Origin of the sequence: Caenispirillum bisanense (assembly GCF_900230255.1) — a bacterium.
Classification (GTDB): Bacteria; Pseudomonadota; Alphaproteobacteria; order Rhodospirillales; family Rhodospirillaceae; genus Caenispirillum; species Caenispirillum bisanense_A.
Genome location: NZ_OCNJ01000009.1, coordinates 144,783 through 158,139, shown reverse-complemented (window position 1 = coordinate 158,139; position 13,357 = coordinate 144,783). Strand labels below are relative to the sequence as shown.

General features: G+C 70.2%; 13 protein-coding genes and 1 riboswitch. Of the genes, 7 read left to right on the top strand and 6 right to left on the bottom strand.

Annotated elements, in window-relative coordinates:
- The first annotated feature begins 20 nt into the window (after positions 1–20).
- Complete coding sequence (locus CRP50_RS19255; protein ID WP_097280808.1) at positions 21–758, top strand: sporulation protein; 738 nt, start codon at positions 21–23, stop codon at positions 756–758.
- Between the two features lie 448 nt (positions 759–1,206).
- Here CRP50_RS19255 and CRP50_RS19250 read toward each other — a convergent pair whose 3' ends face one another.
- The 4 genes from CRP50_RS19250 to rnk all read right to left on the bottom strand — a co-directional run bounded on the left by CRP50_RS19250 (position 1,207) and on the right by rnk (position 4,987).
- Positions 1,207–1,656: a hypothetical protein gene (locus CRP50_RS19250; protein WP_097280807.1), complete on the bottom strand. Its 450-nt coding sequence runs from the start codon at positions 1,654–1,656 to the stop codon at positions 1,207–1,209.
- Positions 1,657–1,752: 96 nt separating this feature from the next.
- The gene (locus CRP50_RS19245) at positions 1,753–3,012 is read right to left on the bottom strand and encodes a M16 family metallopeptidase (RefSeq protein WP_097280806.1); all 1,260 of its coding nucleotides are present in this window, start codon (positions 3,010–3,012) and stop codon (positions 1,753–1,755) included.
- A gap of 22 nt (positions 3,013–3,034) precedes the next feature.
- Positions 3,035–4,432 carry a threonine synthase gene (gene thrC / locus CRP50_RS19240; RefSeq protein WP_097280805.1) on the bottom strand — a complete coding sequence of 466 codons (1,398 nt, stop codon included), beginning with the start codon at positions 4,430–4,432 and terminating at the stop codon, positions 3,035–3,037.
- A gap of 159 nt (positions 4,433–4,591) precedes the next feature.
- Complete coding sequence (rnk, locus tag CRP50_RS19235) at positions 4,592–4,987, bottom strand: nucleoside diphosphate kinase regulator (RefSeq protein WP_097280804.1); 396 nt, start codon at positions 4,985–4,987, stop codon at positions 4,592–4,594.
- A 268-nt stretch (positions 4,988–5,255) separates the two neighbouring features.
- Positions 5,256–5,332: riboswitch (SAM riboswitch) on the top strand.
- A gap of 55 nt (positions 5,333–5,387) precedes the next feature.
- On the opposite strand from rnk, the gene metZ reads away from it, so the two are divergent.
- From metZ to CRP50_RS19205, 6 genes are all read left to right on the top strand, one after another.
- Positions 5,388–6,596 carry an O-succinylhomoserine sulfhydrylase gene (metZ, locus tag CRP50_RS19230; RefSeq protein ID WP_097280803.1) on the top strand — a complete coding sequence of 403 codons (1,209 nt, stop codon included), beginning with the start codon at positions 5,388–5,390 and terminating at the stop codon, positions 6,594–6,596.
- 128 nt (positions 6,597–6,724) lie between these two features.
- Entirely contained in the window at positions 6,725–7,081 is a 357-nt protein-coding gene (locus CRP50_RS19225; protein ID WP_097280802.1) for a hypothetical protein, read from the top strand.
- Between the two features lie 481 nt (positions 7,082–7,562).
- The gene (gene apaG, locus CRP50_RS19220) at positions 7,563–7,955 is read left to right on the top strand and encodes a Co2+/Mg2+ efflux protein ApaG (protein WP_097280801.1); all 393 of its coding nucleotides are present in this window, start codon (positions 7,563–7,565) and stop codon (positions 7,953–7,955) included.
- Positions 7,956–8,131: 176 nt separating this feature from the next.
- Positions 8,132–8,767, top strand: a complete 636-nt coding sequence (gene folE, locus CRP50_RS19215) for a GTP cyclohydrolase I FolE (RefSeq protein WP_245913545.1) — start codon at positions 8,132–8,134, stop codon at positions 8,765–8,767.
- 130 nt (positions 8,768–8,897) lie between these two features.
- Positions 8,898–10,349 carry a TrkH family potassium uptake protein gene (locus CRP50_RS19210; protein WP_097280799.1) on the top strand — a complete coding sequence of 484 codons (1,452 nt, stop codon included), beginning with the start codon at positions 8,898–8,900 and terminating at the stop codon, positions 10,347–10,349.
- Between the two features lie 53 nt (positions 10,350–10,402).
- Positions 10,403–10,894 carry a GNAT family N-acetyltransferase gene (locus tag CRP50_RS19205; protein WP_097280798.1) on the top strand — a complete coding sequence of 164 codons (492 nt, stop codon included), beginning with the start codon at positions 10,403–10,405 and terminating at the stop codon, positions 10,892–10,894.
- Here CRP50_RS19205 and CRP50_RS19200 read toward each other — a convergent pair whose 3' ends face one another.
- Together CRP50_RS19200 and CRP50_RS19195 are read right to left on the bottom strand one after the other, a co-directional pair.
- Positions 10,895–12,223 carry a branched-chain amino acid ABC transporter permease gene (locus CRP50_RS19200; protein ID WP_245913542.1) on the bottom strand — a complete coding sequence of 443 codons (1,329 nt, stop codon included), beginning with the start codon at positions 12,221–12,223 and terminating at the stop codon, positions 10,895–10,897.
- Between the two features lie 94 nt (positions 12,224–12,317).
- Positions 12,318–13,172: a DUF4344 domain-containing metallopeptidase gene (locus tag CRP50_RS19195; protein WP_097280797.1), complete on the bottom strand. Its 855-nt coding sequence runs from the start codon at positions 13,170–13,172 to the stop codon at positions 12,318–12,320.
- Positions 13,173–13,357: the final 185 nt, after the last annotated feature.

Genomic DNA, 13,357 nt, shown 5'->3' with positions numbered 1-13,357 from the left:
GACCAACGGAGCGGCTCTGCATGTTGAAGAACGTCCTCGCCAGCATCGGTATCGGCGGCATGAAGGTGGACACCATCGTGTCGGAAACCACCGTCGAGCCCGGCGGCCGGCTGTCGGGCACCATCGGCATCGTCGGCGGCGACGTGCCCCAGCGCATCGACGCCATCGAGCTGGCGCTGGTCACCCGCGCCATCGTCGAGACCTCGGGCGACAACAAGGTCTACGGCGAGGTGACGGTGGCCGTCGCCCGCGCCGCCGACCGCATGGAGGTCGCCCCCGCGCAGCGCCTGGACCTGCCCTTCACCCTGGAGGTGCCGCCGAGCGCGCCCTTGTCCATCGGCCCGGTCCACACGGCGCTGCGCACCCGGCTCGACGTGCCCATGGCGCTCGACCCGCGCGACAGCGACGCCGTGCGCATCGTGCCGGACGCCGCCCAGCGCTCGGTGTTCGAGGGCATGCAGCGCGCCGGCTTCCGCCTGGGCGAGGTGGAGGTGGAATACAAGCCGCGCCGCGTGCCGCCCTTCCTGCAGGAGTTCGACTTCAAGCCGACGTCCTTCCGCGACTGGGGCGTGGAGGAAGTGGAGGTCGCCTTCCTGCCCCGCTCCGGCGGCGGCTACGAGGTGCTGCTGACGGTGGACAGCCGCGGTGGCCTGTTCAGCATGGGCCTGGAACGCGGCTACCGCCTGGCCGTCCCCGCCACCGGCGCCGACCCCGAGGACGTCGCCGCGGCGGTCCGCCAGGCCATCGGCCGGCGGTGAGGGGTGCGAGGGCGTCGTGGGCGGGCGACGATCGTGGATCGCCGCTCACGGCAAGTACTTGATTTAGAATAGAAATTTGTCATGGCCGGGCCTGACCCGGCCATCCACGGCGGCACCGGCGGCGGCGGCCCGGCACCGTCCTCCACGACCGCCGACAGGGGAGGCGTGGATGGCCGGCTCGGAGGCCGGCCATGACAAGTCCCTAATGCAGCGCCACCGCGGTGATGCAGAAGGCGGCAGCCCTGCCCTACGACCTCGCCCCGCGATGGACCCGGCCATCCACGGCGGCACCGGCGGCGGCCGCCCGGCACCGTCCTCCACGGCCGCCGACAGGGGAGGCGTGGATGGCCGGCTCGGAGGCCGGCCATGACAAGTCCCTAATGCAGCGCCACCGCGGTGATGCAGAAGGCGGCAGCCCGTGCGCGACGGCGCCGGCCGACCCCGCCGGTCAGAAGGCGAAGAGCCGCGGACCGTCCGGACCGTCCTCCACCGTCACGTCGCCCATGGGCAGCACCGCCGCCCGCCCCGTCGGGAACAGCAGCACGTTGACCAGCCGGGCGCGCTCGCCGTCGCGGTCGCAGACGGCCGAGATGACCATATAGGCGGGATGTTCCTGCGGCCGGCGCAGCAGGTGGTCGATGCGCTCGCAGCGCAGCGAGGCATCGTGTGCCAGATCGGCCACGGCCTCGCGCAGGGGCGCGGTCGCGTCCGGCGGCAAGGCGGCATCCACCGGCGCCGCCGTCACCAGCGTCACCAGATCGGCATAGGCGCCGCGGTCACCGACCACGGCCCCGTGGGACGTCTTCACGGCCTGCGCCGTTCCCCCAAACCCGAACGCGGCCCCCGTACCCGCCGCGCCGAGCAACAGCGCCGCCGCCAGTACGGCGATGCGGCGCATGGTCCGTCACTCCCCAGTGCACGGTGTTGCTTGTGGGCAGAAGTTTACCCACAAGCTGCACAGGGTCAATAGGCCGAACGTCAGAGGCGAAAAGGGTTACGCCGCCAGCCGGGTCTTCACGCTGTCGAAGCTCTCCAGCTTGTCGAGCGGGCCGAGGGCGGCCATCGTCAGCGGCGTCTGCACCATGCGGCGGGCGAGGCGCGTCATGTCCTCCACCGTCACCGCATCCATGGCCGCCGCCATTTCCTCGACCGAGATGGGGCGCCCGAAGGCCAGCAACTGGCGAGCCAGCTGTTCGCAGCGGTTGGAGGTGCTTTCCATGCCCATGAGCATGCCGGCCTTGAGCTGCGCCTTGGCGCGCGCCAGTTCCGCCGCGTCCACCGACTGCCCGACCTTGAGGATCTCTTCGGTCATGACGGGCACCAGTTCCGCCACTTCCTTCTCGCCGGTGCCGGCGTAGATGCCGAACAGGCCGGAGTCGCGGTAGCTCCAGGTGAAGCTGTAGATGGAGTAGACGAGGCCGCGCTTCTCGCGGATCTCCTGGAACAGGCGCGACGACATGCCGCCGCCGAGCAGCTGGCTCAGCACCTGGATGCCGTAGAAGTCGGGGTCGTCGTAGCGCACGCCGTCGAAGCCGAGCACCACGTGGGCCTGCTCCAGGTCGCGGTCCTCGCGGTATTCGCCGCCGGTGTAGGTGGCGTCTTCCTCGGGCGCGCCGGCGTTGGTCGGCAGGTTTTCGAAGGCCTTGGCGACCATGTCGACGAAGGCGTCGTGCTCGATGTTGCCCGAAGCCGACAGTACGATGTGCGGCGCCGTGTAGCGCTTGCGCATGAAGTCGATGAGGGTGTCGCGCGTCAGGCTGGTGACGATGTCCTCGGTCCCCAGCACCGGCCGGCCGAGCGGCTGGTTCGGGTAGGCGGCGGCCTGCCAGTGGTCGAAGATGATGTCGTCGGGGGTGTCTTCGGCCTGGTTGATCTCCTGCACCACCACGGCCTGCTCGCGCGCCAGTTCCTCGGGGTCGAACACCGAGTGCTGCAGGATGTCGGCGACGATGTCGGTGGCGAGGCCGGCGTCTTCCTTCAGCACCTTGGCGTAATAGGCGGTGTTCTCGCGGCTGGTATAGGCGTTCAGCATGCCGCCGACGTTCTCGATCTCCTCGGCGATGGCCTTGGCGGAGCGCGTTTCCGTGCCCTTGAAGGCCATGTGCTCGAGAAGATGCGAGATGCCGTTGATGGCCGCCGGTTCGTGGCGGGTTCCGACGTCCACCCAGGCGCCGAGGCTGACGGTCTGCACCGTGTCCACGCGGTCGGTGCAGACGCGGAGGCCGTTGGGGAGGGTGGTGACGGAAATGCTCATGCAGGTCCTCTTGTGACGAACTTTACGAAACGTGCAGGGTCTTGCGGATATGGGCGCGCAGGTCGGCGACGTCATTGGGCAGGACGTCGAACTTTTCCGCGCGCTCGAACAGGTCGGCCAGGCGCTCCGGCAGGCCGGGGCGATGGCCGGTGGCGGCTTCCACCGCATCGGGGAACTTGGCCGGGTGGGCCGTCGCCAGCGCCACCACCGGCACGCCGTCGGGCAGGCCGGTCTTGCGGGCGGCGGCCACCGCGATGGCCGAATGGGGGTCGAGCAGCTCGCCCGTGGTGGCGCGCACCTCGGCGATGACGGCCTTGGTCTCCTCGTCCGACAGGCGCAGGCCCTCGAACAGGCCGAGCATCTCGGCCATGGGTTCCTCGGCGACCGTGTAGGTGCCCGACTGGCGGAAGGCGGCCATGAGGTTCTTCACGGCCTGGCCGTCGCGCTCGTAGGCGTCGAACAGCAGGCGCTCGAAGTTGGACGACACCTGGATGTCCATGGACGGGCTGAGCGTCGGCACCACGCCTTCCATGGTCATGGCGCCGGTCTCGAAGAAGCGGGTCAGGATGTCGTTGCTGTTGGAGCCGACGACGAACTTCTCGATGGGCAGGCCCATGCGGCGGGCGACGTAGCCGGCGAAGACGTTGCCGAAGTTGCCCGTCGGCACGGCGAAGACGACGCCGCGGTCGGGCGCGCCCAGGCTCAGCCCGGCCCAGAAGTAATAGACCACCTGAGCCATGATGCGGGCCCAGTTGATGCTGTTCACCGCCGACAGGGCCATCTCGTCGCGGAACTCGGTGTCGGCGAACAGGGCCTTCACGGCGTCCTGGCAGTCGTCGAAGGTGCCTTCGAGCGCGATGTTGTGCACGTTCGGCGCCTGCACCGTCGTCATCTGGCGGCGCTGCACGTCGGAGGTGCGGCCCTTGGGGTGCAGGATGAAGATGTCGATGGCGTCGCGGTCGCGGCAGGCCTCGATGGCCGCCGAGCCGGTATCGCCCGAGGTGGCGCCGACGATGGTGATGCGGCTGCCGCGCTTCTTCAGCACATGCTCGAAGGCATGGCCGACGAACTGCAGCGCGTAGTCCTTGAAGGCCAGCGTCGGGCCGTGGAACAGCTCCATCACCCACTGGTCGGGGCCGAGCTGCTTGAGCGGCGCGACGGCGGCGTGCTCGAAGGTCGCGTAGGCGCGGCCGACCAGCTCCGTCAGCTCCTCGTCGGTCAGGCTGCCGGCGACGAAGGGCTTCATCACCTGCACCGCCAGTTCCTGGTAGGACAGGCCGCGCAGGGACCGGATCTCGTCGACGGTGAAGGTGGGCCAGTGCTCGGGCACGTAGAGGCCGCCGTCGCGGGCGAGGCCCGTCAGCAGCACGTCGTCGAAGGATAGAGCCGGAGCCTCGCCCCGGGTGCTCACGTACCTCACCGTCCCGTCACTCCCAAAGTCCGCGCCGCAGGGGCGCCCCATGGTCCAGAGGCGCGCAGGGTACCTTGCGGGGGTGCGGACGGCAACATCCACCGCGGCCGTCCGAGCGGCGCGATGTGGGGCGGCGGGACGGTCCGGTCAAGCGGCGGCGCGCGGCGGTCAGGCCGGCGGCGCCACCGCCAGCACGGTCAGGGTGCGCGGCTGGCCGCCCGGCGTCGTCCAGTCGATGGCCGCGCCCGGGCGCATGCCGAACAGCGCCGCCCCCACCGGCGTGAGGATGGAGACGGCTCCGGCGTCGGCGCTTTCCTCGCCGGGGAAGACCAGGGTGACGCTGCGCTCGCGCCCCGTGGCGTCGTCGCGGTAGGTGACGCGGCTGCCCATGCCGACGGCATCGGGCGGCAGGTCGGCGGCGGGCACCTGCTGCGCCCGCTCCAGCTCGTCGAGCAGGTAGGCGGCGACCTCGGGCGTGCGGCGCTCGGCGTCCTCGGCGAGCGTGTAGAGGCGGCGGAAGTCTTCCGGCGTCACGAAGACGGGCGGACGGGTGGCGACGGTCATGGCGGAAACTCCTGTGCGGCCGCACGCCAGGAGGGCGGCGGCGGCGGATCGTACGGGTGCGTTGGGGGAACTGCGGGCGTCTCGACCGGGCTCGGCCCCGGACGGGACGGCCGGAAGGGGCGCACGGTCCGGGGCGGGCTAGCCTGTCAGAAGGCAGCCGGCGGCGAGCAGGAAACGGACGGTGCAGCCATGGTGTCGCATGGCACCATTGAAGCCGGCCCGGCGGGTGGTCGTCAAGCTCTTGACCGCGCCGGGCCGATCCGCTAACGGTAGGAGACGTGGTGATTTGAGCGACCGGCTTGCGGCCACGGTAAACAAACGCTAAAAGGTCGAGGCGTCCGTAAGGCAGCCCTGACCGCATCCATTCCGGTCGGGGCTTTTTGTTTTTCGGAGCTGCGCCATGACCCGCGACACTTCTTCCGCCTTCGGCCCCGCGGACTGGTCCGCCCGCACGCGCTTGGTGCGCGGCGGCGTCAACCGCTCGGGCTTCTCCGAGACGTCGGAGGCGCTCTACCTCAACTCGGGCTTCGTCTACGAGAGCGCCGAGGAGGCCGAGGCCAGCTTCAACGGCGAGAAGGACCGCTTCGTCTATTCCCGCTTCCGCAACCCCACCATCGACGTGTTCGAGGAACGCCTGGCGCTCATCGAGGGCGCCCGCTTCTGCCGCTCCACGGCCTCGGGCATGGCGGCGGTGTTCGCGGCGCTCGCCTGTACGGTGAAGGCCGGCGACCGGGTGGTGGCGAGCCGCGCCCTGTTCGGCTCCTGCCGCTACATCATCGCCGAGATCCTGCCGTCGTGGGGGGTGGAGGTGGAATTCGTCCACGGCCCCGACCTCGATGCCTGGGCCGAAGCCTTCCGCCGCCCGGCCAAGGCGGTGTTCGTGGAAACGCCGTCCAACCCGACGCTGGAACTGGTGGACCTGCAGGCGGTGGCCGACCTCGCCCATGCCGCCGGGGCGCTGGTGATCGTCGACAACGTGTTCGCGACCCCCATCCTGCAGCGCCCCTTCGCGCTGGGCGCCGACGTGGTGGTCTATTCCGCCACCAAGCACATCGACGGCCAGGGCCGCTGCCTGGGCGGCGCCATTCTGACCAACGACCAGACGTGGTTCGAGGAGAAGATCGGCCTGTTCCTGCGCCACACCGGCCCCTGCCTGTCGCCCTTCAACGCCTGGGTGCTGGCCAAGGGCCTGGAGACCCTGGATCTCCGCGTGCAGCGCCACGTGGAGAACGCCGAGACCGTGGCGCGCTTCCTCGAAGGCCGCCTCGGCCGCGGCATCGCGCGGGTGATCTACCCGACCCTCGACAGCCACCCGCAGGCCGCCCTCGCCCGCCGCCAGATGACCGCCGGCGGCACCATCGTCGCGCTGGAGGTGGAGAACGGCAAGGAAGGCGCCTTCCGCCTGCTGAACCGCCTGTCGCTCATCGACATCAGCAACAATCTGGGCGACGCCAAGAGCCTGATCTGCCACCCCGCCACCACCACCCACGCCTCCCTCCCCGACGAGGAAAAGGTGGCCCAGGGCCTGACGCCGGGCCTGCTGCGCCTGTCCGTCGGCCTGGAAGACGCCGGCGACCTGGTCCGCGACCTGGAGATCGCGCTGGGGTAGGCAGCCCCTCCCCACCCGCCGCCATCTTCTCCACAAGATCGCCGCACAATGGTCACGCCTCCTTCCCGCGTGCTGCCACGTTGTTTCTCCAGAGTGGGACAACTGGAAGGCACGCGAAGGAGGACATCATGATGAACCGTATCGCGCTCGCCGCCGCCGTCGTCGCCCTCGGCCTCGCCGGTGCCGCGGCTCCCGCCGCCGCCGCTTCGGGCGGCGCCGATCCCGTCGCGCCGCTGCCGGAGGAAACCCTCGGCGAGGTGGCGGACGCCCGCAATCTCCTGGCGGCGCTGGAGGACGGCGGCACCCCCGCCGCCACCCTGGCGCCCGCCGAGGCCGCGCTGGAGTGCTGGGCCGATGCCGGCCCCAACGCCCTGCGCTGCCGCGACGCCTTCTTCGCCCGCGTCGTCGATTCGAGCTGGCAGCCGCCGGCGACCGTGACCACCGCCCTCGCCCAGCAGGCCAGCGTCGACTTGTGGATGGACTGATCGCCGTACCGAGGGAGAAGCCGAGAGCCCCGCTCGGACTCCCGCTGCTCCCTCGGCGGTAGACCGTGTGCCGGAAGAAGTTTCGACCATCGCCGCAACCGGCGAGGTAGGATCGCGTCTTCCGGCGGCGCCGCGGAGCCGTCGCAAGCCGATGCCAGGCAACGATTCGCGCCCTGTCTCAGGCACTTGCGCCATCGCCGCGGCGCCCGCCGCGCCCCATCCTTTCGGTTGAGAGCCTTGCGCGACGCACACTCGCACCCGAAATTTTTTGCGAGGCGGGGTGGAACTTCATGGGGCGTAGAGTCGTTCCCCATACCGAGGTCCATCTCGACTCTCTACTCTCTCACTCTCTCTCACTGCCTTCCCCGCCGGTCTTCCGGCGGGGATTTTTTTTGCAGAACGGCGACATGCGCCCTACTTTAGGGGCCGGCCTGCGCGGGATCATCCGACGGCCGCGGTCGGACGACGCGAGCATCCACTCATGTACGAGCAGACGAGCAACGGCATCACCATCCGGGTTCGCGCCTTCTTCCTGGAAGACCAGTCGCAGCCGGCAGGGAACCATTACGTCTGGGCCTACCATGTGACGATCGTCAACGACCGGCCGCACTCGGTGCAGTTGCTCAGCCGCCACTGGCGCATCACCGATGCGCAAGGGCGCGTGCAGGAGGTGCGCGGGGCCGGCGTGGTCGGCGAGCAGCCGGTCATCCACCCCGGCGACAGTTTCGAATACACCAGCGGCACGCCGCTCGCCACGCCGTCCGGCATCATGGTCGGGTCCTACGGTTTCGTGGACGAAGACGGCGAGACCTTCGAGGCGGACATCCCCGCCTTCTCCCTCGACAGCCCGCACGACAAGGCACCGGTCAACTAGGTGAACCGAAGTGACGCGCGCCCCGTAAACCGGAGCAGCGTGATGAAGAAGACGTCTTCGTTGCACCCGCCGCCCCGGCGCACGACATTGGGGTCGCCGGCACCCCGGCAGGCCGGACCGAAAGATGGGAGCAAGAGCCCGTGAGCGATACCAAAGCCGTCAAGACCCCCGCCCCCCTGCGCGACTACCGCGATGCCGCCGGCTCTGCCAAGGCCGCTCTGGCCGCCGAAGGCCGCCCGTCTCGCGAAGAGGCGGAAGCCGCCGTGCGCACCCTGCTGCGCTGGGCCGGTGACAACCCCTCCCGCGAAGGTCTGGTCGACACGCCGGCCCGCGTGGTGCGCGCCTACGAGGAGTTCTTCGCCGGCTACGAGGAAGACGCCGAAGACATCCTGCGCCGCACCTTCGAGGAAACCGACGGCTACGACGAGATGGTGCTGCTGCGCGACATCCGCATCGAAAGCCACTGCGAGCACCACATGGTGCCGATCATCGGCAAGGCCCACGTCGCCTACCTGCCGGACAAGCGCGTCGTCGGCATATCCAAGCTGGCGCGGGTCATCGAGATCTACGCCAAGCGCCTGCAGATCCAGGAGAAGCTGACGGCCCAGGTGGCCAACGCCATCAACGACGTGCTGCAGCCCAAGGGCGTCGCCGTCGTGATCGAAGCGGCGCACCAGTGCATGACCACCCGCGGCATCCGCAAGCCGGGCGTCACCATGGTGACCAGCCGCATGCTGGGCGCCTTCCGCGACAACCCGACGACGCGGCGCGAGTTCATGGCGCTCATCGCCGGCGAGCGCGGCGGGTTCTGACGCGACGATCGAGGGGGCCGGAAGGCCCCCTCTTTCGTTCCGGCGCTCCGCTGCCGCGGTCAGGGTGATGGACACCCGCCGCCGCCTTCCGCATGATGGCGAAAAGGCCGAGGGGACGCCGGGAGGATCAGTGGTCACCAGTCTCGACTTCCGGCCGGTGACGCTCGTCATCGGCTGGCTTCTGCTCATCCTGTCGGGCGGCATGCTGCTGCCGATGGTGGTGGACGCCTATCTCGCCAACCCGGACTGGGAAGTCTTCGCCGTTTCCGGCGGGCTCGGCCTGTTCTTCGGTGCCGCCATGGTGCTCACCAGCCGCGGCGCCCCGGCCGGCATCAACCTGCGCCAGGCCTTCCTGCTCACCAACGCCACCTGGATCGTGCTGCCGGCCTTCGCCGCCCTGCCCCTGTGGCTGGCCGGCCTGTCCTACACCGACGCCTTCTTCGAGGCCATGTCGGGCATCACCACCACCGGGGCGACGGTCATGGTCGGGCTCGACATGGCGCCGCCCGGCATCCTGCTGTGGCGGTCGGTGCTGCAGTGGCTGGGCGGGCTCGGCATCATCATCATGGCGCTGACCATCCTGCCGCTGCTGCGCGTCGGCGGCATGCAGATGTTCCGCGTCGAGGCCTTCGAGGCGCAGGAGAAGATCCTGCCGCGCGCCACCCAGCTGGCGGGGGCGCTGCTCGGCCTCTACATCGCGCTCACGTTCGGCTGCGCGCTGCTGCTGTGGTTCGCCGGGCTGTCGGGGTTCGATTCGGTGGCGCACGCCATGACCACCATCGCCACCGGCGGCTATTCCACCCGCGACGCCTCGGTCGGCGCCTTCGACAACGCCTGGGTCGACGTCATCATCACCGGCGGCATGATCGTCGGCGGCATCCCTTTCCTGCTGCTGCTGCAGACCGTGCGCGGCAACGGCCGATCGCTGCTGTCCGACACGCAGGTGCACTGGTACCTCGGGACGCTGGCCGTCTCCATCGTGGCGGTGGCGGCGTGGCTGTGGCTGTTCGACGCCTTCCATCCCCTCCAGGCGCTGCGCTACGCCGCCTTCAACGTCACCTCGGTGATGACCGGCACGGGCTACGCCACCGCCGACTTCAATGCCTGGACCGGCTTCCCGGTGGCGGCCCTGTTCTGCCTGATGTTCGTCGGCGGCTGCGCCGGGTCCACCACCTGCGCCATCAAGATCTTCCGCTTCCAGATCCTGTACGAGACGGCGCGCGTGCAGATCAAGCGGCTGCTGCAGCCGCACGGGGTGTTCATTCCCTACTTCAATCATCGCCCCATCCAGGCCGGCGTGCCGGAGGCGGTGATGGGGTTCTTCTTCCTCTACCTGCTGTCCTGCGCCTTCCTGACCATGGCGCTGGCGCTGCTCGGCCTCGATCTGGTGACGGCCTTGTCGGGGGCGGTGACGGCCATCAGCAACGTCGGCCCCGGCCTCGGGTCGACCATCGGCCCGGCCGGCAACTTCGCCCCCCTCCCCGATGCCGCCAAGTGGCTGCTCGCCTTCGGCATGTTGCTCGGGCGGCTGGAGCTCTATACCGTGCTGGTACTACTCCTGCCGCAGTTCTGGCGGGATTGATCCGGCGGCCGCGCGACACCCTATAAGGACGAGGGACACGAAAGGCCGTCGCCATGACCACCGCTGCCGCCACCCTGCCCGTTCGCCTCGCGCCCATCGCCGCCGCCGTCACGGTGCCGCTGCGCCACGCCGTGCTGCGCCCCATGCAGACGCCGGCGGACTGCGTCTACCCGCTGGACGAGGCGCCCGGCGCCTTCCACGCCGGCGCATGGCTCGACGACCGGCTGATCGGGGTGGCGTCGGTGTTCGACGAGGCGGAGGACGGCGGCACCGGCCGCGGCGAGTGGCGCCTGCGCGGCATGGCCGTGGCGCCCGCCTTCCGCGGCCGCCACGTCGGCGAATCGCTGCTGCACGCCGTGATCGCCCACTGCGCCCTGCAGCAGGAGGGCGGCCTGATGTGGTGCAACGGGCGCACAGAGGTCGAGCCCTTCTACCGCCGCTTCGGCTTCGTGCGCATCGGCGCGCCCTTCGATCTGCCGCCGCTCGGGCCGCACGTGGTGCTGCATCGGCCGCTCGGGGCCGGCGACCGGGTCTACCGCATGTGATCAGTCGCGCATCTGGCGGGCGACGCCGAGCAGGCCGCGCGGCTTCAGCGTCAGGAACACGATGAGCAGGCCGAACACCGCCACGTCGCGCCACTCGCCGGGCAGATAGGCGGTCCACAGCGCCTCGCCCATGCCGATGAGCAGCCCGCCCAGCATGGCGCCCGGCACCGAGCCGATGCCGCCCACAACCGCGGCGGCCAGGGCCTTGAAGCCGACGGTCCAGCCCATGAAGAAGTTGACCCCGCCGTAGACCAGCGTCACCAGCGTGCCCGCCACCCCGGCGCAGGCCCCGGCGAGGGCGAAGGTGACCCCGATGGTGCGGCCGACGTCCACCCCCGACAGCCGCGCCATGCCCACGTCGTCGGCGCAGGCGCGCTGCTCGCGGCCGAGGCGGGTGCTGCGCAGCAGGTGCCACAGGGCGAGGTAGACGGCCAGCGTCAGCGCCACCACCGCCGGCTGCGCCTGGCGGACGTGCAAGGCGAGGTCCACGCCCTCCAGCACCGCATAGGGGTCGCCGAACAGCGGCGGCGGCCACAGGTCGCGGGCGCCGGTGAGGATGCGGAACCCCTCCGAGATCGCCAGCGCCATGCCGAGCGACGCGATCAGCGGCGCCTGGGTACCGGCGGCGTGCAGCGGGCGGAAGAACGACCGCTCCATGGTCCAGCCGCTGAGCGCCGCCCAGGCCGCGGCGGCGGCCAGGGTCAGCAGCAGCAGGACGGGGCTGCCGAAGGCGCCGGCCATGACGCTGCCGGCGATCACGGCCCCGGCGGCGAAGGCGCCGATGGTATAGAGCCCGCCGAGCGCCAGATTGATGCGCCCGGTGATGGCGTAGACCAGGGTGAAGCCCATGGCCAGCAGGCCGTAGACGCAGGCGGTGACGATGCCGTTGTTCACCTGCTGCAGCAGATAGAGCACCTGGTCGGGCAGCGGCACCCCGCCGAGCGACGCGGTGCCGCCCAGATCGGGCGCCGTCGACTCGCGCGGCAGGCCGAGAGCGAGGGACAGCCAGGTCAGGCGCATGCGCTCCACGGTGCCGAAGCGGTCGCCCGTCACCTCGGTCAGCACCAGGGCGAGGTCGGGCCACACGCCGCGGCGGAAGGTGCAGCTCAGCCAGTGGTCCTGGCCGGTGGCGTCCTTGTAGGCGAGGTCCACCGTCGGCTCGAACACACCGGGGCCGCGCGCGCTCTGCACCCGGGTGCCGGGATCGAGCAGCGCGAGCACCGCCTTGCAGGCATCCACCCGCGGCCCTTCGCCGCCGCCGGCCCCGCAGGCGGCGAGGCCGAGCACCGCCGCCAGAACCAGGATCGGACGCAGCCATGCCGCGCGCATCTCTTCTCCGCCAAGGGGTTAGCGCGGGTCGATTATCGGCGTACGGGCGCGGTCGGGCAAGCGGGCAGGCGTCGCGGTCCGGTCGAGGCGGGTCTCAGCGGGCGCGGATGTCGTCGACGATGAGGAGGCGGGCGCCATCCACCAGTTCGTAACAGAGCGTGATGGTGCGCGCGTCCGGGTCCCAATAGGCGTTTTCCTCGCCGCACTGCTCGGCGACCATGCGGATCTGGTTGGGGAAGGCGAAGGTGGTGGAGAGTTCCTCGGCAACCACCTCCATCACGCCGCTCTCGCGCAGGACGTCGGCGGCGTCGCCATACTCGCCGGGATCGCCGTAGGACACGACGATGGGCTTCTTCGCCTTGCCCTCGTGCGGCTCCAGCAGCGACACCCAGCTGCGTGCCACCTGGGCCAGCTCGTCGGGGCAGCGCTCGGCGCGCTCGGGCGGCAGTTCGGCGTATTCCGCCAGGTCGGCGAAGCCTTCCGGGTCGGAGCCGTAGATCAGGCAGATGATCTGGTAGTAGCGCTGCAGGTCGAGGCCGTGTTCGCCGGCGTAATCGGCGTATTCCATCTCGCTGTCGTCGAGTTCGTAGACCATGGCGAACCAGTCGGCGGCGGCGATGATCCAGGCGTCCTGCTGCTCGTCGGGCTCCTCGGGGATCATCATGAGGGCGGCGAGCGAATCCACCGCGTCCTCCTCGCGCCCGAGCACCGGCAGCTCGAACTCCGAGACCATGGCGTGGCCGGCCTCGTGATAGAGGGTGAAGAGCACGTTGCCGGCGACGAAGTCGTCTATTTCCTGGCGCTCCTCGGCGGTGAAGGCCTGTCGGGCGCTCTGCTTCTTCGTCGGGTATTTCTCGACGCTGCTGGCGGCCTGCGCCGCCGTCCCCGCGACGATCATGGCCAGCAGGCCGACCACCAGCACCCCCAACCGCACCAGCAACCGCCCCATGCTCTTCGCTCCCCCGAACGGTGTAGAACATCGCCAGAAGTACGCCGCTTCCCGCGCCGGGGGAAGAGGGATTGAGAGGCCGCGGCGGCCTATGCCGTGCACGCCGTGGATCCCCGGCTCGGAGGCCGGCTATCACAAGTGTTTGATTTAAAAGACCACATTGTCATAGCCGGACTTGATCCGGC